This window comes from Streptomyces sp. NPDC014894 (assembly GCF_043080985.1).
GTDB lineage: Bacteria > Actinomycetota > Actinomycetes > Streptomycetales > Streptomycetaceae > Streptomyces.
Genome location: NZ_JBIBWD010000006.1, coordinates 20,931 through 40,707, shown reverse-complemented (window position 1 = coordinate 40,707; position 19,777 = coordinate 20,931). Strand labels below are relative to the sequence as shown.

Sequence of the window (19,777 nt, the reverse complement as noted above, 5' to 3'; positions counted from 1 at the left end):
AGGTTCAGGCGGCCGGCGCGACGAGGCGGTAGCCGACGCCGCGGACGGTCTCGATCAGTGTGGGCATGCGGAGCTTGGAGCGCAGGGAGGCCACATGCACCTCCAGGGTGCGCCCGGTCCCCTCCCAGCTGGTGCGCCAGACCTCGCTGATGATCTGCTCGCGCCGGAAGACCACTCCCGGCCTTTGGGCGAGCAGCGCCAGCAGGTCGAACTCCTTGCGGGTGAGCTGTACGGGCTCGCCGTCGACGCTGACCCGCCGGGTGGGCAGCTCGATGGTCATCGGGCCGAGCCGCAGGGCGTCGTCGCCCGCCGGGGCGGCGGACTCGTCCCCGGCGACGGTGCGCCGACTGACGGCGTGGATACGGGCGAGAAGCTCCCCGGTGTCGTAGGGCTTGACGACATAGTCGTCGGCGCCGAGATTGAGCCCGTGGATCCGGGAGCGCACATCGGCCCGGGCGGTGACCATGATCACCGGAGTCGATGTGATCTTCCGGAGCTTGCCGCACACCTGATAGCCGTCCTGGTCGGGCAGGCCCAGATCCAGCAGGATCACTCCGAACGGCGGCTTTCCGGGATGGGTCGCGGGCAGCACGGCGTGCAGCGCCTCCTCCCCGTTGCGGGCGTGCACCACATCGAAGCCGTGCCGCGCGAGCACCGCGGACAGGGCGGCGGCGACATGGTCGTCGTCCTCGACGAGCAGCAGTCTCATGGCCCCCCTCGGGTCGTGCGATGGTCATCGGTCGGCTGGTGCGCGGTCGACGGCGGACGCGCGGGCGCGGTCCGCGGCCGGCCCGGGGATCCCCCGTACCGGCCGACCGCGTGGCGCGGTCCGTACACCAGTGTGCGGTGTGGCCGGCGTCACCGGGCACCACGGCATCAAGGCCGATTCCCGCCCGGACAGTCAAGAGGCATTCGCCCACCCGCCGGTTTCCGTTATCCACCCGGTACGCCGGACGTCACCGCGTTCACCCATCGTGTCCACCCGAGGCCGGATCGTTATGCTCAATTTCCGCTCAGATGTAATGACGCTGGTAGGACCACGTCACTAATGTCCTCCCAACCGAGGAGGACGGAGCGAGAAGCCGATGAGCGAAGTAGCGAAGACCAAGGACTCCGGGGCCGTTGTCCCCGCCGCGGACGACCTGGTCGTGCTGGACGGTGTGAACAAGCACTTCGGCGCCCTGCATGTGCTCCAGGACATCGATCTGACCATCGCCCGGGGCGAAGTCGTGGTCGTCATCGGGCCCTCCGGGTCCGGCAAGTCCACCCTGTGCCGCACCATCAACCGTCTGGAGACGATCGACTCCGGCGCCATCTCGATCGACGGCAAGCCGCTGCCGCAGGAGGGCAAGGAGCTGGCCAGGCTGCGCGCCGACGTCGGCATGGTCTTCCAGTCGTTCAACCTCTTCGCGCACAAGACCGTGCTGGAGAACGTGATGCTGGGCCAGGTCAAGGTCCGCCGCACGGAGAAGAAGGCCGCCGAGGAGAAGGCGCGCCGGCTCCTCGACCGCGTCGGGGTCGGCTCCCAGAGCGACAAGTACCCCGCGCAGCTCTCCGGCGGGCAGCAGCAACGCGTCGCGATCGCCCGGGCACTGGCGATGGACCCGAAGGTCATCCTCTTCGACGAGCCCACCTCCGCGCTCGACCCGGAGATGATCAACGAGGTGCTCGAAGTCATGCAGCAGCTGGCTCGGGACGGAATGACGATGGTCGTCGTCACGCACGAGATGGGCTTCGCCCGCTCCGCCGCCAACCGGGTGGTCTTCATGGCCGACGGCAGGATCGTCGAGGAGGCCGAGCCCGAGGAGTTCTTCAGCAATCCCCGCAGCGACCGGGCCAAGGACTTCCTGTCGAAGATCCTGCACCACTGACGAGCCGACGAACCACGACGTAAGGGATGTTCACCATGAAGCTCCACAAGGCATCTGTGGCCATCGCCACGGGTCTGACCCTCTCGCTCGCCCTCACCGCGTGCGGCGGCAGTGGTTCCGGCGGCGGCGACGACAAGATCACCATCGGCATCAAGTTCGACCAGCCCGGTGTGGGCCTGAAGACCTCGGACGGCAAGTTCACCGGCTTCGACGTGGACATCGCCACGTACATCGCCAAGGAACTCGGCTACGAGGCCAAGGACATCGAGTGGAAGCAGGCGCCCAGCGCCGACCGCGAGACGCTGATCCGCAACGGTGACGTCAAGTTCGTCGCCGCCAGCTACACGATCAACGACAAGCGCAAGGCTCAGGTCAGCTTCGCGGGACCGTATCTGATGGCCCACCAGGACCTGCTGGTCCGCGCCGGCGAGACCGCGATCACCAAGGCCGAGGACCTCAACGACAAGAAGCTCTGCTCGGTCGCGGGCTCGACCTCGGCGCAGAACGTCAAGGACAAGCTGGCGCCCAAGGCCGATCTCCAGCAGGCCGGCGGCTACTCGGAATGTCTGACGGGTCTGGAGAACAAGACCTACGACGCCCTGACCACCGACAACTCCATCCTGGCCGGCTACGCCGCGCAGAAGGAGCACCAGGGCAAGTTCAAGCTGGTCGGCCTGAGCCTGAGCGACGAGCCCTACGGCATCGGCCTCAAGAAGGGCGACACCGAACTCCAGGGCAAGATCAACAAGGCGCTGGAGAAGATGCAGAAGGACGGCTCCTGGGAGAAGTTCGTCAAGGCCAACTTCGGCCCGGCGAACTACAAGAACGACCCCGCGCCCGCCATCGCCGAGACCAGCTGAGGCCACGGTGACGTGCCACCGGCCGCGGCCGGTGGCACGCGCCACGATCCAACCAGGAGAGATCGCGGGTCAACGTGTTCGACTTCCTTGATTCCGGGCAGTACGACCTGCTCGACGCGTTCTGGCTGACGGTGCAGCTCGCCGTCTACTCGGCCATCGGCTCCCTGATCTGGGGAACGGTGCTGGCCGGTATGCGGGTGGGCCCCGTCCCGATGATGCGGGCCTTCGGGACCGCCTACGTCAACGTGGTCCGCAACACCCCGCTGACGCTGGTCGTCATCGCCAGCTCGCTGGGCCTCAGCCAGACGCTGGGGTTCACGATGGGCGCCGACACCTTCGCGGACATCGGCTTCCGGATGGCCGTCCTCGCCCTGACCGCCTACACCGGCACCTTCGTCTGCGAGGCGCTGCGCTCCGGCATCAACACCGTGCCCGTCGGCCAGGCCGAGGCGGCCCGGGCGCTGGGGCTCGGCTTCTTCCAGGTGCTGGCCCTGATAGTCCTCCCGCAGGCGTTCCGCGCGGTCGTCGCCCCTCTGGCGAATGTGCTGATCGCCCTGACCAAGAACACCACGGTGGCAGCGGCGATCGGTGTGGCGGAAGCCTCGCTGCTGATGAAGGAAATGATCGAGAACGAGGCCGACGCGCTCTTCGCCGTCTTCGCGGTCTTCGCCTTCGGATTCATCGTGCTCACTCTGCCCACGGGCCTGCTGCTCGGCTGGGTGGCCAAGCGTGTGGCGGTGAAACGATGACCTCTGTTCTGTACGACGCGCCCGGCCGCAGGGCCAAGCGGCGCAATGTCGTCTACACCGTGGGGTTCCTCGCGGTCCTCGCCCTGGCGGCCTGGTGGGTGCTGAGCACCATGGCCGACAAGGAGCAGTTGGAGTCCGAGAAGTGGAGTCCGTTCGTCACGGACTCCCGGGTGTGGACCACCTTCCTGCTCCCGGGGCTCTGGGAGACGGTCAAGGCGGCGGCGCTCTCCGTGCTGATCGCCCTGCCGCTCGGCGCGGCGCTCGGCATCGGCAGGCTCTCCGAGCACGCCTGGGTGCGGACGCCCGTCGGGGTCGTGGTCGAGTTCTTCCGCGCCATTCCGGTGCTGCTGCTGATGGTGTTCGCCAGCGCCGCCTTCGTGCAGTTCACCGACATCGAGTCGGAGATCCGACCGATGTACGCGGTGATCACCGGCCTGGTGCTGTACAACGCCTCCGTCATCGCCGAGATCGTCCGGGCGGGCATCCTCTCGCTGCCCAACGGGCAGACGGACGCCGCCAAGGCGATCGGCATGCGCAAGGGCCAGATGATGACCTTCGTCCTGCTGCCGCAGGCGGTGACGGCGATGCTGCCGGCGCTCGTCAGCCAGCTGGTGGTCATCGTCAAGGACACCGCGCTCGGCGGCGCGATGCTCGGATTCTCCGAGCTGATGTACCAGAACCGTGCGATCACCGCGAACTACGGCGCCAACACCATCGCCGCGCTGACCGTGATCGGACTGATCTACATCCTGCTCAACTTCGCGCTCACCTCGTTCGCGAGCTGGCTCGAGGGCCGGGTCCGCAAGGGGAAGAAGAGCACCGGAGCCGTCGTGGACTTCAAGAAGATCGACGCCGGAGTCAGCGGCGGGGTCTGACCTGCGACCACCGGTCGGGACAACGGGAGAGGGGCGGCGACGCTAGAGCGGCGCCGCCCCTCTCCCGTCCCGGTCGGCACCGGCCGCCCGGGGCCGATCGGCGCACGCCATACGGTCCGGCCGTCACTTGACGGAGGAACCCCCAGTCGGTTGCATACGTTCTGTGATCACGCACCGGGCTCCCCGCACTCCTGACGGCGTCACCCCAGTGACCTCCGCTGCCCTCGTGCCCCGCCGAGCCTCGGGAGCCGCTCCGTGGACCCCGTGATCGTCGTCGGTGCCGGCCCGGTCGGGCTGGCGCTGGCTCTCGCGCTCGCCCAGCAGGGGGTGCCCTCCGTGGTGCTCGACGAGAGCGCCGGCGGGGAGGAGCCGCGCCCCGCCCGGACCGTGGTACTCCGGGCCGACACCGCCGCCCTGGCCGAACGGCTGGGCTGCGCGACCGTCCGTGACGAAGGCACGCGCTGGACCGGCTGGCGCTCGATGCGCCGCAAGCAGGTCGTACGTCAGCTGGCGCTGGGAGCCGCGCCCGGGGACTCCCCCGCCGATGAGACGCCCGCCGCCCCGCTGCACATCCCCCAGCACGCGCTCACCCGCGGCCTCCGGGACGCGGCCGGCGCCGAGCGGCTGATCCGCTTGATCGGCGAGAGCCGGGTGGACGCGCTGGAGCAGGACGCGGACGGCGTCGCCGTCCACACCCGCGGTCCGAAGTCGACCTGGTGGCGCGGCAGCCATGTGGTGGGCTGCGACGGGGCCCGCTCCACCGTACGCAAACTCCTCGACGTCCGCTTCCCCGGCCGTACGGCGGTGGAGCGGCACGCGGTCGCCACCCTGCGCGCCGAACTCCCCTGGCCCGACGAGGCGGTGCTGCACCGTCAGCCGCCGTGGCGCGCCGGCGGCGAGGAGGTCACCGCCCGGCCGCTGCCGGACGACGTCTGGCGGCTGGACTGGCTGCTGCCGCCGCGGGGCGAACTCGTCACACCCGACACCCTGGTCGCCCGGGTCCGGGGCACCCTGGCGGGCTGGTGCGGCGACACGCCCCCGTACGACCTGCTCGACACCGGCGTCTACACGGTCCACCACCGGCTGGCCCGGCGCTGGCGGGTGGACCGGGCGTTCCTCGCGGGCGACGCGGCGCATCTGCTCGGCGCGCTCGGCGCCCAAGGGCTCGACGAGGGGCTGCGGGACGCGGAGAACCTGGCGTGGAAGCTGGCCCACGCATGGCACCACGGAGCCTCCGACACCCTGCTGGACAGCTACCAGACAGAGCGCCGGGCGTCGATCGCCGGCCGGCTGCGCGTGGCGGACCAGGCGCTGCCGGCACTGCGCGGCGGCGGTGTGCTGCGCGGCCGTCTCCCGGGCGCGGCACGGGGGCACGACAGCGTGCTCACCGACGGCCACTTGGGGCAGGGCCCGCTCGGCGCGCCCCCGGTGTACGCGCACTCCCCCCTCGCACCCGAACCCGCCCCCTCGCAGATCCTCGTGGGCACGCCGACCGGGGCGCCGGTCGCCGATGTAGGGGTGACCGCGCCGGACGGGACGAGCACGCGGCTGCGGGACCGGCTGGGCCGGGGTCAGTTGCTGGTGGTCCTGGTCGCGCCGGGCACCGGGGTGTGGGACCGGCGGCACTGGCAGAGCGCGGGGGTGATGCCGAGGCTGGCCGCGGCGGTGACCGCGCTGCCGGCCCGGGCGGAGCTGCTGGTGACCGAGGAGTACCCGGGGGCCTCGGCCCACTCCGTGCTACTGGTCCGGCCGGACGGTCATCTGGTCGCCTCGTTCGCCGGGGTCAGGCCGGCCGAGCTGTACGCGGCGGCGGACGCGGCCCGCGGCGGCGAGCGGTCGGCGGTGACCGGCGACCGCACCGCGGACGTCAATTGACCACACCGAGTACGCGTGGTGTACTCCCGATCGTGACCGACACCGATGTGCGCCTGTGGCGGAGGGTCCATATGGACCTGCTTCGCTACGCGGGCTGCGTGTGTCGACCTTCCTGCTGAATTCGCCTTCTCCCAACGCGCCGTGGCCCGTCGTGCCCGCGCGCTCTCCAGCGAACTTCCAGGACGGTTCCATGTCCCAGCCCCTGCCCCAGCCTGCCCCCACACCCGCCGCGGGTCCCGCCGTCGCAGGCCCCTCCACCGCCGGGCCGCTCTTCCTCGGGCGGCGCCGGGCGGCCGGCCCCACCTCCGCCGAACTGCTCGACTTCGTACGGTGCGCGGCGTCCGACAGCGGTCTGATCGCGACCCTTCCGCTCGATCCCGAGGGCCGCACCTGGGTACGTCTGGAGGGCCCGGGCGGCAGCGAGGCCTGGCTGATCGGCTGGCCCCCCGGATCGGGCACCGGCTGGCACGACCACGCGGAGTCGCTGGGCGCGTTCGCCACGGCGGCGGGCGAGCTGAAGGAGCACTCCCTGACCGTCCGGCTCCCCTCGGGCGGCTGGAAGACCCTGGAGCTGAACGACGGCGTGGACCGCGAGCGCCGGCTGGCGGCGGGCCAGGGACGGGCCTTCGGACAGCACCATGTGCACGAGGTGCTGAACGAGTCCGCCACGGAGCACGCCGTGTCGGTGCACGCGTACTATCCGCCGCTGCCGCTGATCCGCCGCTTCAGCCGGACCGGCCCGGTGCTCCGGCTCGAGCAGGTCGAGCGCCCGGGGGACTGGCAGTGAGCGGGCACGACGGCATCGGCCGCGAGGATCGGATCGGTGTGGACGAGCTGCTGGAGCGGGTCCGCGAGGGGCTGGACCGGGTGGACGCCGGCCAAGCCTTCGCGGAGGCTTCGGCGGGGGCCCTGCTGGTGGACATCCGCTACGCGGCACTGCGGGACCGGGACGGTCTGATCCCCGGCGCGCTGGTCGTGGAGCGCAATGAACTGGAGTGGCGGCTCGATCCCCTGGGCAGCCATCGCGCGCCGCAGGCGGTCAGCCACGATCTCCGGGTCGTGGTGATCTGCAACGAGGGCTACGCCTCCTCTCTGGCGGCGGAGTCCCTGCGCCGGCTGGGTCTGCGCAGGGCGACGGATCTGATCGGCGGCTTCCAGGCGTGGAAGGAGGCGGGGCTCCCGGTGGAGAAGTGAGGCCCCGAGCCCCGCGGGGCTCAGTAGACCTCCCCCAGGTCGTCCACGTCCTCGCCCTCTTCCTCCAGCGCCCGTCTGACCACCCGGAGCGCCACGCCCTCGCCGTATCCCTTGCGGGCCAGCATTCCGGCCAGGCGGCGCACCCGGCGGTCACGGTCGAGACCACGTGTCGAGCGGAGCCTGCGGGCGACCAGCTCGCGCGCGGTCTCCTCCTCCCGGTCGGAGTCGAGCTGCCCCACCGCCTCGTCGATCAGGGCCGGGTCCACGCCCTTGGTACGCAGCTCGCGGGCGAGCGCCCGCCGGGCGAGGCCCCGGCCGTGGTGCCGGGACTCCACCCACGCGTCCGCGAAGGCCGCGTCATTGATCAGGCCGACGTCCTCGAAGCGGGAGAGGACCTCCTCGGCGATCTCGTCGGGGATCTCCCTCTTGTGCAGCGCGTCCGCGAGCTGTCTGCGGGTGCGCGGGGTCCCGGTGAGCAGGCGCAGGCAGATCGCCCGCGCCCGCTCGGCCGGATCCTGGGGCGGCGGCTCCGTCCCGGCCCTCGACGGGCCGGAGCCGCCGCCCTGTCCTTCGGCGCGCCCCTTCGGTCCGAAAGGCACGGTGCGCCTAGCTCTTGGCCACCGCCGCCTTGGCCGACTTGGCCTTGGTGGCGGGCGCGGGCACGGACTTGGCGGTCTCCTCGGCCGCGGCACCCGCCGCGGCCGGACCCGGCTCGGCCCCGGGAGCCTCGATCTTGACCCCGACGCCCAGCTTGTCCTTGATCTTCTTCTCGATCTCATCGGCGAGATCGGGATTGTCCTTCAGGAAATTGCGGGCGTTCTCCTTGCCCTGGCCGAGCTGATCGCCCTCGTACGTGTACCAGGCGCCGGCCTTGCGGACGAAGCCGTGCTCCACGCCCATGTCGATCAGACCGCCCTCGCGGCTGATGCCCTGCCCGTACAGGATGTCGAACTCGGCCTGCTTGAAGGGCGGCGCGACCTTGTTCTTGACGACCTTGACGCGGGTGCGGTTGCCCACCGCGTCGGTGCCGTCCTTCAGGGTCTCGATACGGCGGATGTCCAGACGGACCGAGGCGTAGAACTTCAGCGCGCGGCCACCCGTGGTGGTCTCGGGCGAGCCGAACATCACACCGATCTTCTCTCGGAGCTGGTTGATGAAGATCGCGGTCGTCTTGGACTGGTTCAGCGCGCTGGTGATCTTCCGGAGCGCCTGGCTCATCAGCCGGGCCTGGAGGCCGACGTGCGAGTCGCCCATCTCACCCTCGATCTCCGCGCGCGGCACCAGGGCCGCGACGGAGTCGATCACGATCAGGTCGAGGGCGCCGGAGCGGACGAGCATGTCGACGATCTCGAGCGCCTGCTCGCCGTTGTCCGGCTGGGAGAGGATCAGGGAGTCGATGTCGACGCCCAGCTTCTTCGCGTACTCCGGGTCGAGGGCGTGCTCGGCGTCGATGAAGGCCACCGAGCCGCCGAGCTTCTGGGCATTGGCCACGGCGTGCAGCGTCAGGGTCGTCTTGCCGGAGGACTCCGGCCCGTACACCTCCACCACACGGCCGCGCGGCAGCCCGCCGACGCCGAGCGCGACGTCGAGCGCGGTCGAGCCGGTGGGGATGACCTCGATGGGCTCATTCGGCCGCTCGCCCAGGCGCATCACCGCGCCCTTGCCGAATTGCCGTTCAATCTGTGCGAGCGCGGCGTCGAGCGCCTTCTCGCGGTCGGTTCCTGCCATGGGTTCCACCCGATTTGCTTGTGTCGATCTCTTCACGTCAAAGACGCTAACCCCTGCCACTGACAATGGGCCTCGACGTCCCTCCCGACCTGTGGACAACCCGGGCGGCCAGGGGCCCGGATTCCCATGAGAATGGATGTTCGATTTCAGTGTCAAGCGCCCCCGTCGGCGCGTCGTCCGCCGATCAGGCCCCGCCCGCTTCCCGGCCCGCTTCCCCCGTCACGGCGCACCTCCTCCCCGTCACGGCCGTCCGCACCTCGGGCGGCCCCTGCCATGGTGGCACCGTCGCGCGCGGCCGTGGCGACCCTGTGGACAACGGCAGCGAGCCGCCCCGGGACCCCGGCCGCCGACCGCGTCGGCGGTGGCTGCAGTGGTCCTGGAACGGCTCGTGACGGCGGCGTGGGCCCTGGAACGGCTCACGGTGACGGCGGCGGTCCCGGAACGGCTCGCGGTGAAGGCGGCGGGCCCTCAGGCCTGGTCGGCGGGCGGCCGGCCCCTCCGGGCCCTGGCCAGCGCCGCGCGCGCCTGCGCCAGCGCCCGGCCGCCGTCCCGCTTCCGGTGGCCCTGCACCCGGGGATCGTCGGTCACGTCGTACCGGCGGACGTACACCCCCAGGAAGGCCTGGAGCGTGGCGACCGCGGGGATGGAGATCAGCGCGCCCACCGCGCCCATCAGGGCCGTGCCGACGATGACGGAGCCGAAGGCCACTGCGGGGTGGATGTCGACCGTCCTGGCGGTGAGCTTGGGCTGCAGCACATAGTTCTCGAACTGCTGGTAGACCACGACGAAGCCGAGCACCCAGACCGCGTACCAGGGGTTCTCGGTGAAGGCGATCAGCATCGGCAGCGCGCCCGCGAGATAGGTGCCGATCGTCGGGATGAACTGCGAGACCAGCCCCACCCAGACCGCGAGCGCGGGGGCGTAGGGCACGCCCAGGATCTCCAGCAGGACGTAGTGCGCGGCGCCGGAGATCAGCGCCATCAGACCGCGGGAGTAGAGGTAGCCGCCCGTCTTGTCGACGGCGATCTCCCAGGCGCGCAGCACCTCGCCCTGCTTGGCGGGCGGCAGGACGGAGCAGAGCGCGCGGCGCAGCCGGGGCCCGTCGGCGGCGAAGTAGAAGGAGAAGAGGAAGACCGTCAGAAGCTTGAAGAGCCCGCCCAGCACGGTGGCGGAGACGTCGAGGACCCCGGTCGCGCTGTTCTGGACGTACTTCTTGAGCCAGTCGGAGCGGAGCACGCTGTCCTGGACCTCGACCCGGGACAGTTCGGTACTGAAGGTCCCATTGATCCAGCTCATCACGGAATCGAGATATTTGGGAAAGTCCTCGACCATGGTCACGATCTGGTCGGCCAGCATCGAGCCCAGCAGGACGACGAAGCCGACGCTCGCGATGAGCACCCCGAAGAAGACCAGGAAGGTGGCGAGTCCCCGGCGCATGCCCCTGGCCGCCATCCTGCCCACGGCGGGCTCGATCGCCAGCGCCAGGAAGAAGGCGATCAGGATGTTGATCAGCAGCCCGATGAGCTGGTGGAAGGCCCAGTTGCCGAGCTGGAAGCAGGCATAGAGGGCCAGCGCGAGCACCATGGCGCGCGGCAGCCAGCGAGGCATCCGGGTCGGGTCGGCGGGGTCGGCGACCCGGCCGGGCGGCGGGCCGTCCGGCGGGATCGGATCCGGCGCGAGCGCGGCGCGCGGACTCTCCCCCGGGTCCGCCAGGGCTCCGCCCTGCCTGGGCACGCCGCTGTCGGCGCCGGTCGGATCCCGGTGATCGCGCCGCCGGATTCCGTGCCGGTCGCGCCGGCCGGTTCCGTCCCGGTCGTCGCCGTCGTTGCTGTCCTGGTCACTTCTGTCGGTCTTCGGAGCCACGGGGTCAGTCTCGCCTACCCGGAGACCGCCGAGGAGCCGACCGGGCTCCCGGCCGGGGCCGTCACCGTCTCTCGGCGGGCACGCCGACGGCGGCGCAGACCGCTCGCCAGACGTCCTTGGTCTCCCAGCCGGCGTCCAGCGCCTGGTGCACCGTACGTCCGCCGAGTTCGGCCATCACATGATCACGTGCGAAGGAGTCGGCGTACGACGGGCCGAAGTGGTCCGCCATCCGCTCCCAGAAAATCGTCAACCGCATGACGCCAGTATCCCGCCCCAGGGTTGCGGTACCGGCTGTTCCGTATGCCGGGGGCACTTTCCACCCCTACGGTCGGTGCCATGGCTGGAACCGGAGAAGAAGCAGGCCCCGTACCCTCGCCCTTGTCGCCGCTGGCGCGTGCCGAGGGGTTCATCTGGCTCACCGCCCGGGTGCTGGAACAGCGGCGATTCGCGTATCACTTCCTGGAGGGCTCGGCGGACGCCGTCGAGGCCGCCCTCTCGGCCCATCTCAACGGGGACGGCGGCTACGGCCACGCCCTGGAGCCGGATCTGCGCGGCCCGGTGAGCCAGCCCCTGCACTCGGGGCACGCGCTGCGCGTCCTGGACTCCATCGGCCGCTGCGGCGGGCAGCGGGTGGACCGGATGTGCCGCTATTTCACCGGTGTCTCGACGCGGGAGGGAGCGCTCCCGGCGATCCACCCCTCCCAGCGGGGATATCCGGCGGCGCCGTTCATTCCGATCGTGGACGATCCGCCGGGCGATCTGCTCGCGACCGGGCCGGTGGTGGGGCTGCTGCACCGCAATCAGGTCTGGCACGCCTGGCTCTTCCGGGCCACGGACTTCTGCTGGGCGGCCGTGGACGGGCTGACCCGGTCCCATCCGTACGAGATCGAGGCCGCGGTCACCTTTCTGGACGGGGTGCCGGACCGTGCGCGCGCCGAGGCGGCGGCGGACCGGCTGGGGAGGCTGGTGCGCGAGCAGCGGCTGGCGGTGCTCGCGCCGGAGCGGCTCGCCGACTACCCGGTCGCCGACGGGTACGCCCCCGGCGAGCACCACTTCCCCCATGACTTCGCGCGTACGCCGCGGTCGCTGTCCCGGCGCTGGTTCACGGACGAGGAGATGAATCGCTCGCTGGACCATCTGGAGCGCGAGCAGGCCAAGGACGGCGGATGGCCGGTGCGCTGGCGTCAGTGGGCGCCGGGGACCGCGCTGGAGGCGCGGCCGATGGTGACGATCGAGGCGCTGCGGACCCTGCGGGCGTACGGCCGGTCGATCGGCTGACCTGCCGTACGCCGCTACGAGGGGCCTTGCGGGACGGGGGACGGGCGGCCGGGTGGGAGCGGCCGGGGGCGGGTGGGGACGGACGGGCTGGACGGCTGGGTGCGGGCGGGCCTGTCGGCGGGCCGGCGCTGTCACCCGCCGAGGGCTCTCACTCCCGCCGTGACCGCGACGGCGACGCCGACCACCACCAGGAAGGGGGCGCGCAGCAGCAGCGCCAGCGCCGCCGCGGCGACTCCCGCCGCGCGGGCGTCGATGACGAGGGAGCTGCCGGAGGCGAAGGTCTGCTGAGCGGTGAGGGCGGCGAGCAGGGCGACGGGGAGCAGGGCCGCGAGCCGCCGGACGAGGGGGCGCTCCAGGGCGCCCGCCGGGACCAGCAGACCGGCCAGCTTGACGAGGTAGCAGCCGACGGCGGTCGCCGCGATCGCGATCCAGACAGTCAACGTTCGTCACCCTTCGTGCGTTCCCGGTCCTGCTCCGGGCCTTCTGCGCCCGCTTCCCGGCTCCGCTCCGGCCCCGCGGCCGACGGGCCGCGGCCCTTGAACCAGAGCACGGCGGGCGCGGCGAGCGCGGCGACCAGCACCGGGACTCCGGCGGGCAGCAGCGGCAGCGATACGAGCCCCAGGAGGACCGCGAGGGCGGCCACCGCGCGCTCGGTCGCGTCGCGGAGCATCGGGGCGAGCAGCGCGAGGAAGACGGCGGGGCCTGCGGCGTCCAGGCCCCAGGCGTCGGTGTCGCCGATGGCCTCGGCCCCGGCCGCGCCGGCGAACGTGGTCAGATTCCACAGCACGTAGAGCGTCAGCCCGGTCACCGTGAAGCCGAGACGCGCGGCCCGCCGGGTCGGCTGGGCGAGCGCGACGGCGGCGGTCTCGTCGATGACCCAGTGGGCGGCGAGCGGGCGCATGAAACGGGGCAGGGCGAGCACCTGGGACAGACGCAGTCCGTAGAACGTGTTGCGTACGCCCAGGAAGAAGGCCCCGGCGGCGGCCGTGAACGGGTTGCCGCCTGCGGCGATCGCCCCGACCAGCGCGAACTGCGAGGCGCCGGTGAAGACCAGCAGGCTGAGCGCGCAGGTCTGGAGGAGGCTGAGTCCGGCGCCCGCCGAGGTCACTCCGAAGGCGAACCCGGACAGACCGACGGCCACACCGACGCCGAGGGCGTCGCGGACGACGGCGGAGTCCGGCTTGGCCGCGCCCACGGCGCCCGCGACGCCGAGCGCCCCGGATTCACCGGGTATGCCGGTCCGGTCCGGCGGGTGACTCTTCTGGTGAGTTTTCTGTTCTGCCACGCGCCGGACGTTACGCGGAGCTTTTGTCCTCGGTCTTGTACGTTCTTGCGCACTGTCGACCGTTCCGCGATCAGGTGCCGTGTCGGCCGGGGGCGCGTTCCTTGCGATACGCGCCGGGCGGCACTCCCACGATCCGGGTGAAATGCCGGTTCAGATGCGATTGATCGCTGAAGCCGACGGCGAGAGCGGCCTCGGCCGCGGTGCTCCCGCCCTCCAGAAGCAGCCGGGCTCTGCGGACGCGGGCGTCGGTGAGCCAGGTGTGCGGAGGCATTCCGTAGGCCTTCTTGAACGCTCGGAGCAGGGCGAAGGGGCTGGTGCCGAACTCGTGGGCCAGCCGTTCCAGCGACGGCGGATCGGCCATGCGCTCCTCCAGGAGGGCTTTGGCCGCGGCCGCCGTACGGGCGCCGGAGTCCTGCGGGGCCCGGGCGGGCAGCCGGCTGCCGTGGCGGGCGAGGAGGCGGGCGACCGTGACCCGGAGCAGGCTGTCGGCGGCGAGCGCGTTCCCGGCCTCCGCGGCCAGGTGGACGGCGCGTATCAGCTCGGCGCTGTGCGGATCGTGGATGATCGACGGGCCGAAGGCGGGAGTGCCGCGTACGTCGCCGACCTCGTCCGCTATCCCGGAGACCAGCTCGATCGAGGGGTAGAGGGTCGCGTACGTCCAGCCCTCGGGGCCGCCCGCCCGGGCGGAGTGCGGCACCTCGGGATTGATCATGACGACATGACCGGCGCGGGCCGTGACGATGCCCTCGGGCATGCTCAGATCCTCCGCCCCGCCGCTGATGGCGCCGAAGGTGAAGCCCTCGTGGCTGTGCCGACGGAAGGTGTGCCGGACGTAGCGGGCGCGCAGCAGATCGAGGCCCGGCAGTTTCTCGAATTGCCAGTGCCTGGCCCATTCCCTGTCCGACGGCCGTGCCACGCGTCCCATTCTCCTCCGGTCGGAGGGTCGCTTCTCCTCGGACCGGAGCCCCCGGGTGCGGGTGAGGCCGGGGAGGTCGTCCTGCGGAGCGCGCGCGGGGGGCGTCTCTCCGGGCCGGACCGGGTCGGGCGGAGGGGCGTCCTCCCGCCCCGCGCGGGTCCGGCGGGCAGGATCCGGGGCGGTTCGCGGACAGGGAAGAGCGCGGATCCGGGGCCGGGCGGGGCGCGGAAGTGGAAGGGCGTGGGTCCGGATGTGGCGTGATGTCGCCAGGTCAGGGCTGCGGCGGGTCGAATGTCTGAGCGGCGGTGCACGATGGGGGGCATGACCAAGACTGCGCTCGACGCCTTCTCTCCCGCGACCCGGGGGTGGTTCACGGGAGCCTTCAGCGCGCCCACGGCCGCCCAGGAAGGCGCCTGGCGGGCGATCGGCGAGGGCTCGGACGTCCTGGTGGTGGCTCCGACGGGGTCGGGAAAGACCCTGGCCGCGTTTCTCGCGGCGCTGGACCGGCTGGCGTCCGCTCCCCCGCCCGCCGACGCGAAAACGCGCTGCCGGGTGCTGTACGTCTCCCCGCTGAAAGCCCTCGCCGTCGACGTCGAGCGCAATCTCCGCAGCCCGCTGACCGGCATCCGGCAGGAAGCGGTCCGGCTGGGCATGCCCGAGCCCGAGGTGCGGGTCGGCATCCGCTCCGGCGACACCCCCGCCGCGGAGCGCCGTTCGCTGGCCACCCGGCCGCCGGACATCCTCATCACCACGCCCGAGTCGCTGTTCCTGATGCTCACCTCCGCGGCCCGGGACGCGCTGTCGGGCATCGAGACGGTGATCCTGGACGAGGTGCACGCGGTCGCGGGCACCAAACGGGGCGCGCATCTCGCCCTCTCGCTGGAGCGGCTGGACGAGCTGCTGCCGCGCCCGGCCCGCCGGATCGGCCTCTCGGCGACGGTGCGTCCCGTGGACGAGGTCGCCCGCTATCTCTCGCCGCAGCGGAAGGTGGAGATCGTCCAGCCGCCGTCGGGGAAGGAGTTCGACCTCTCGGTGGTCGTTCCCGTCGAGGATCTGGGAGAGCTGGGCGGATCCCCGGCCTCCGAAGCCTCCTCGGCCGCCGCCGACGGCGGTGACAAGCCTTCGATCTGGCCGCATGTCGAGGAGCGGATCGCCGACCTCGTCCAGTCCCACCGGTCGACGATCGTCTTCGCCAACTCCCGCCGGCTGGCCGAGCGGCTGTGCAACAGACTGAACGAGATCGCCTACGAGCGGGCCACCGGCGCCGCGTTCGACGCGCACGCCTCCGGCGCACCGGCCCCGGCCGGGACCCCGGCGGACATCATGGGCCAGTCCGGGGCGGCGCGGGGCGCTCCGGCGCTCCTCGCCCGCGCGCACCACGGCTCGGTCTCCAAGGAGCAGCGGGCCCAGGTCGAGGAGGACCTCAAGGCGGGCAGACTGCCCGCCGTCGTGGCCACCTCCAGCCTGGAGCTGGGCATCGACATGGGCGCGGTCGACCTGGTCGTCCAGGTCGAGTCGCCGCCGTCCGTCGCCTCCGGCCTCCAGCGGGTCGGCCGCGCCGGACACCAGGTGGGCGCGGTCTCCACCGGGGTCGTCTTCCCCAAGTACCGGGGAGACCTGGTCCAGGCCGCCGTGGTCACCGAGCGGATGCGCACCGGTTCCATCGAGTCCCTGCGGATCCCGTCGAATCCGCTGGACGTACTGGCCCAGCAGCTGGTGGCGATGGTCGCCCTGGACAGCTGGCAGGCGGACGACCTGCTGGCGCTGGCCCGGCGCGCGGCCCCCTTCGCCTCACTGCCCGAGTCGGCGTTCACCGCCGTCCTGGACATGCTCGCCGGACGCTATCCCTCCGACGCCTTCGCCGAGCTGCGCCCGCGCGTGGTCTGGGACCGGATCGCGGGCACGGTCACCGGCCGGCCCGGGGCGCAGCGCCTGGCCGTCACCTCCGGCGGCACCATCCCCGACCGGGGGATGTTCGGCGTCTTCCTCGCGGGCGCGGACCCCAAGAAGGGCGGCGGCCGGGTCGGGGAGCTGGACGAGGAGATGGTGTACGAGTCCCGGGTGGGCGATGTCTTCACCCTGGGCACCACCTCGTGGCGGATCGAGGACATCACCCGTGACCGGGTGCTGGTCTCCCCCGCCCCCGGAGTCCCCGGCAGGCTGCCGTTCTGGAAGGGGGACCAGCTCGGGCGGCCGCTGGAGCTGGGGCGTGCGGTGGGCGCGTTCCTCCGCGAGGTCGGCGGGCTCTCCGCCGAGGACGCCCGGCTGCGGCTGCTCGCCGCGGGCCTGGACGCCTGGGCCGCCGACAATGTCCTCGCCTATCTGGACGAGCAGCGCCGGGCCTGCGGCCATGTCCCCGACGACCGCACGATTCTGGTCGAGCGGTTCCGGGACGAGCTGGGCGACTGGCGCGTGGTGATCCACTCCCCGTTCGGCGCTCAGGTGCACGCCCCGTGGGCGCTGGCCCTCGGAGCCCGTCTCGCCGAGCGGTACGGCATGGACGCGCAGGTCATGCACGCCGACGACGGAATCGTGCTGCGGCTGCCCGACGCCGATCTGATGGGCCTGGATCTGCTCGACCCCGACCCGGGCCGGCCCGACGGCTCGGACGCGGCGTTCGACGACGCGCAGGCGCCGGTCGGCGCGGCGGACGCGCTCTTCGAGAAGGGCGAGATCGGCCAGATCGTCACCGACCAGGTCGGCGGCTCGGCCCTGTTCGCCTCCCGGTTCCGCGAGTGCGCCGCCCGGGCTCTGCTGCTGCCGCGCCGCTCCCCCGGCAAGCGCACCCCGCTCTGGCAGCAGCGTCAGCGAGCGTCCCAGCTGCTCCAGGTCGCGAGCGAGTTCGGTTCGTTCCCGATCGTCCTCGAAGCGGTCCGCGAATGCCTCCAAGACGTCTTCGACGTGCCCGGACTCACCGAACTCATGGGGGACATCGAGTCCCGCCGGGTCCGCATGGTCGAGGTGACCACCCAGGAGCCGTCGCCCTTCGCCCGTTCGCTGCTCTTCGGCTATGTCGCCCAGTTCCTCTACGAGGGGGACTCGCCCCTCGCCGAGCGCCGCGCCGCCGCCCTCTCCCTGGACTCCCGGCTCCTGGCCGAGCTGCTCGGCCAGGCGGAGCTGCGCGAGCTTCTCGACGCCGAGGTGCTCACCGAGCTGGAGCGGGAGCTGCAGTGGCTCACCGAGGACAGACGGGTCAGGGACGAGGAGGGCGTCGCCGATCTGCTGCGGATGCTCGGCCCGCTGACCGACGCGGAGCTGACCGAGCGCGGTGCCGAGCCGCGCTGGGCCCAGGAGCTGGCCGAGACACGGCGGGCCATCCGGGTCCGGATCGCGGGCACGGACCACTGGGCGGCGATCGAGGACGCGGGCAGACTGCGGGACGCGCTCGGCACCGCGCTCCCCGTGGGCGTTCCGGAGGCCTTCACCGAGCCGGTCAAGGATCCGCTGGGCGATCTGCTCGCCCGATTCGCGCGCACACACGGCCCGTTCACCTCCGGCGCGGCAGCGGCCCGCTTCGGCCTGGGAGCGGCGGTCACGGACGGGGCGCTCCAGCGGCTGACGGCCGGCGGGCGCATCGTCCAGGGGGAGTTCCACCCCTCGGGCATCGGCCAGGAGTGGTGCGACGCGACCGTGCTGCGCCGGTTGCGACGGCGTTCCCTGGCGGCGCTGCGCCAGGAGCTGGAGCCGGTGCCGCCGGCGGCCCTGGCAGCCTTCCTGCCCCAGTGGCAGCATCTCGGGGACAAGAGCCTGCGCGGTATCGACGGGCTGGCCCGGGCCGTCGAGCAGCTCCAGGGGGCCGCCGTGCCCGCCTCCGCGCTGGAGAAGCTGATCCTGCCGTCCCGGGTGCACGGCTACACCCCCGCCCTGCTCGACGAGCTGACCACCAGCGGCGAGGTGGTCTGGGCCGGAGCCGGCTCGCTGCCGGGCAAGGACGGCTGGGTGTCCCTCCATCTCGCCGACGCGGCGCCGCTGCTGCTTCCGCCGCCGCACCCGCTGGAGCCGACCGCGCTCCAGGAGTCGGTCCTCACCGCCCTCGCACCGGGGTACGGCCTGTTCTTCCGGCAGATCGCCGACCAGGTCAGAGCCACCACCCATCCGGACGCCACCGATCCCCAGCTGGCCGACGCCGTCTGGGACCTGGCCTGGTCGGGCCGGCTCACCAATGACACCCTCTCCCCGCTGCGCGCGCTGCTCGGCTCGGGGCGCACGGCGGGTTCGACCGCGCACCGGGCCCGGCGGACCGTGCCCCGGGGGAGATACGGCAGCCTCACCGGGGCGGCCCGGCCCGTCTCCCGCAACGGCCCTCCGACGGTCAGCGGCCGCTGGTCCCTCCTCCCGGTCACCGCGCCCGATCCGACCCATCGCGCGCACGCCCTGGCCCGCACCCTGCTGGACCGGCACGGTGTGGTGACCCGGGGCGCGGTGGCGGCCGAGGGGGTGGAAGGCGGCTTCTCCGCGGTGTACCGGGTTCTGTCGGCCTTCGAGGACAGCGGACAGGCACGACGGGGCTATGTGGTGGAAGGGCTGGGCGCGGCCCAGTTCGCGATGGAGGGAGCCGTGGACCGGCTGCGGGCGGCGGCGACCGCGCGGGAGCGTTCGGACGGACAGACGGCGCGGCGCGCGGTGGTGCTGGCCGCGGCGGACCCGGCCAACGCCTATGGCGCGGCGCTCTCCTGGCCCGAGCCCCCGGACGGCGCGAGCCACAAACCGGGCAGAAAGGCGGGCTCCCTCTTGGTTCTGGTCGACGGTGAGCTGACGATGTACATGGAGCGCGGCGGCAAGACCCTGCTCGCCTGGGCGACGGACCCGGAGTCCCCCGCGCTGCACGCGGCGGCAGGGGCCCTGTCGGAAGCGGCCCGGGCGGGTCTGCTGGGCACGGTCACGGTGGAGCGGGCGAACGGCGTTCCGGCGCTGACCTCTCCTCTGGCCCCCGCGCTGGAGACGGCGGGCTTCCACGCCACCCCCCGGGGCCTGCGCATACGCCCCTGACAGTGGCCCGGGCCCGGGCGCGTGCCCGGGGCCGCCGAGACAGGGGCCGCCGGGACAGGGGCCGCCGGGACAGGGGCCGCGCCTTCCTCCCCAGGGCCCCGGGTCCGGGTCTGCCCGCGCACTTCCCTCAGAGTCCCTGGGGGCCGGGCACACCCGCCCCCGTGCTTCCCCAGGCGCCCAGTGCAGCCCTCCAGCACCCATGGGGCCGCCCCGGGCCGTCCCGCCGGATCGGGCGGCGCGGGCGGACGGACAGCGGCGCGGGGCCGGCCGCCCCCGGACCTCAGGGCCCCCGCC

Annotated in this window: 18 protein-coding genes; 10 read left to right on the top strand and 8 right to left on the bottom strand. The window is 72.4% G+C overall.

What is annotated here, in order from left to right; genetic code table 11:
- Positions 1-4: 4 nt before the first annotated feature.
- Positions 5-709 carry a response regulator transcription factor gene (locus tag ACF089_RS16115; RefSeq protein WP_392026526.1) on the bottom strand — a complete coding sequence of 235 codons (705 nt, stop codon included), beginning with the start codon at positions 707-709 and terminating at the stop codon, positions 5-7.
- Between the two features lie 376 nt (positions 710-1,085).
- On the opposite strand from ACF089_RS16115, the gene ACF089_RS16110 reads away from it, so the two are divergent.
- From ACF089_RS16110 to ACF089_RS16075, 8 genes are all read left to right on the top strand, one after another.
- A complete protein-coding gene (locus tag ACF089_RS16110; protein WP_392026524.1) occupies positions 1,086-1,871 on the top strand; it encodes an amino acid ABC transporter ATP-binding protein in 786 nt (261 codons plus the stop codon).
- A gap of 35 nt (positions 1,872-1,906) precedes the next feature.
- On the top strand, positions 1,907-2,731 hold the full coding sequence (locus ACF089_RS16105) for a glutamate ABC transporter substrate-binding protein (RefSeq protein WP_392026522.1): 825 nt from the start codon (positions 1,907-1,909) through the stop codon (positions 2,729-2,731).
- Between the two features lie 74 nt (positions 2,732-2,805).
- Positions 2,806-3,480, top strand: coding sequence for an amino acid ABC transporter permease (locus ACF089_RS16100; protein ID WP_392026521.1), 675 nt, complete (start codon positions 2,806-2,808; stop codon positions 3,478-3,480).
- Complete coding sequence (locus ACF089_RS16095) at positions 3,477-4,355, top strand: amino acid ABC transporter permease (RefSeq protein ID WP_392026519.1); 879 nt, start codon at positions 3,477-3,479, stop codon at positions 4,353-4,355. Before ACF089_RS16100 ends, ACF089_RS16095 begins: the two co-directional genes overlap by 4 nt.
- A 255-nt stretch (positions 4,356-4,610) precedes the next feature.
- Positions 4,611-6,230 carry an FAD-dependent monooxygenase gene (locus ACF089_RS16090; protein ID WP_392026518.1) on the top strand — a complete coding sequence of 540 codons (1,620 nt, stop codon included), beginning with the start codon at positions 4,611-4,613 and terminating at the stop codon, positions 6,228-6,230.
- Between the two features lie 32 nt (positions 6,231-6,262).
- The gene (locus tag ACF089_RS16085) at positions 6,263-6,349 is read left to right on the top strand and encodes a putative leader peptide (RefSeq protein WP_311307652.1); all 87 of its coding nucleotides are present in this window, start codon (positions 6,263-6,265) and stop codon (positions 6,347-6,349) included.
- 71 nt (positions 6,350-6,420) lie between these two features.
- Positions 6,421-7,017 carry a cysteine dioxygenase gene (locus ACF089_RS16080; RefSeq protein WP_392026517.1) on the top strand — a complete coding sequence of 199 codons (597 nt, stop codon included), beginning with the start codon at positions 6,421-6,423 and terminating at the stop codon, positions 7,015-7,017.
- Positions 7,014-7,424 carry a rhodanese-like domain-containing protein gene (locus ACF089_RS16075; protein ID WP_392026515.1) on the top strand — a complete coding sequence of 137 codons (411 nt, stop codon included), beginning with the start codon at positions 7,014-7,016 and terminating at the stop codon, positions 7,422-7,424. Before ACF089_RS16080 ends, ACF089_RS16075 begins: the two co-directional genes overlap by 4 nt.
- Positions 7,425-7,444: 20 nt before the next feature.
- On the opposite strand, the gene recX is transcribed toward ACF089_RS16075, so the two are convergent.
- From recX to ACF089_RS16055, 4 genes are all read right to left on the bottom strand, one after another.
- A complete protein-coding gene (gene recX, locus ACF089_RS16070; protein WP_392026513.1) occupies positions 7,445-8,023 on the bottom strand; it encodes a recombination regulator RecX in 579 nt (192 codons plus the stop codon).
- Positions 8,024-8,030: 7 nt separating this feature from the next.
- Positions 8,031-9,152 carry a recombinase RecA gene (gene recA / locus ACF089_RS16065; RefSeq protein WP_392026511.1) on the bottom strand — a complete coding sequence of 374 codons (1,122 nt, stop codon included), beginning with the start codon at positions 9,150-9,152 and terminating at the stop codon, positions 8,031-8,033.
- A 468-nt stretch (positions 9,153-9,620) separates the two neighbouring features.
- On the bottom strand, positions 9,621-10,760 hold the full coding sequence (locus ACF089_RS16060; RefSeq protein ID WP_392027180.1) for an AI-2E family transporter: 1,140 nt from the start codon (positions 10,758-10,760) through the stop codon (positions 9,621-9,623).
- 316 nt (positions 10,761-11,076) lie between these two features.
- A complete protein-coding gene (locus ACF089_RS16055; RefSeq protein WP_392026510.1) occupies positions 11,077-11,271 on the bottom strand; it encodes a DUF3046 domain-containing protein in 195 nt (64 codons plus the stop codon).
- Between the two features lie 80 nt (positions 11,272-11,351).
- On the opposite strand from ACF089_RS16055, the gene ACF089_RS16050 reads away from it, so the two are divergent.
- On the top strand, positions 11,352-12,293 hold the full coding sequence (locus ACF089_RS16050; RefSeq protein WP_392026509.1) for a hypothetical protein: 942 nt from the start codon (positions 11,352-11,354) through the stop codon (positions 12,291-12,293).
- 131 nt (positions 12,294-12,424) lie between these two features.
- Here the strand turns inward: ACF089_RS16050 and ACF089_RS16045 are convergent, their stop codons facing one another.
- From ACF089_RS16045 to ACF089_RS16035, 3 genes are all read right to left on the bottom strand, one after another.
- A complete protein-coding gene (locus ACF089_RS16045) occupies positions 12,425-12,733 on the bottom strand; it encodes an AzlD domain-containing protein (protein ID WP_392026507.1) in 309 nt (102 codons plus the stop codon).
- Positions 12,730-13,527 carry an AzlC family ABC transporter permease gene (locus ACF089_RS16040; RefSeq protein WP_392027177.1) on the bottom strand — a complete coding sequence of 266 codons (798 nt, stop codon included), beginning with the start codon at positions 13,525-13,527 and terminating at the stop codon, positions 12,730-12,732. Before ACF089_RS16040 ends, ACF089_RS16045 begins: the two co-directional genes overlap by 4 nt.
- A gap of 121 nt (positions 13,528-13,648) precedes the next feature.
- Entirely contained in the window at positions 13,649-14,503 is an 855-nt protein-coding gene (locus tag ACF089_RS16035) for an AraC family transcriptional regulator (protein WP_392026506.1), read from the bottom strand.
- A gap of 312 nt (positions 14,504-14,815) precedes the next feature.
- On the opposite strand from ACF089_RS16035, the gene ACF089_RS16030 reads away from it, so the two are divergent.
- Positions 14,816-19,483: an ATP-dependent helicase gene (locus ACF089_RS16030; RefSeq protein WP_392026505.1), complete on the top strand. Its 4,668-nt coding sequence runs from the start codon at positions 14,816-14,818 to the stop codon at positions 19,481-19,483.
- Positions 19,484-19,777: the final 294 nt, after the last annotated feature.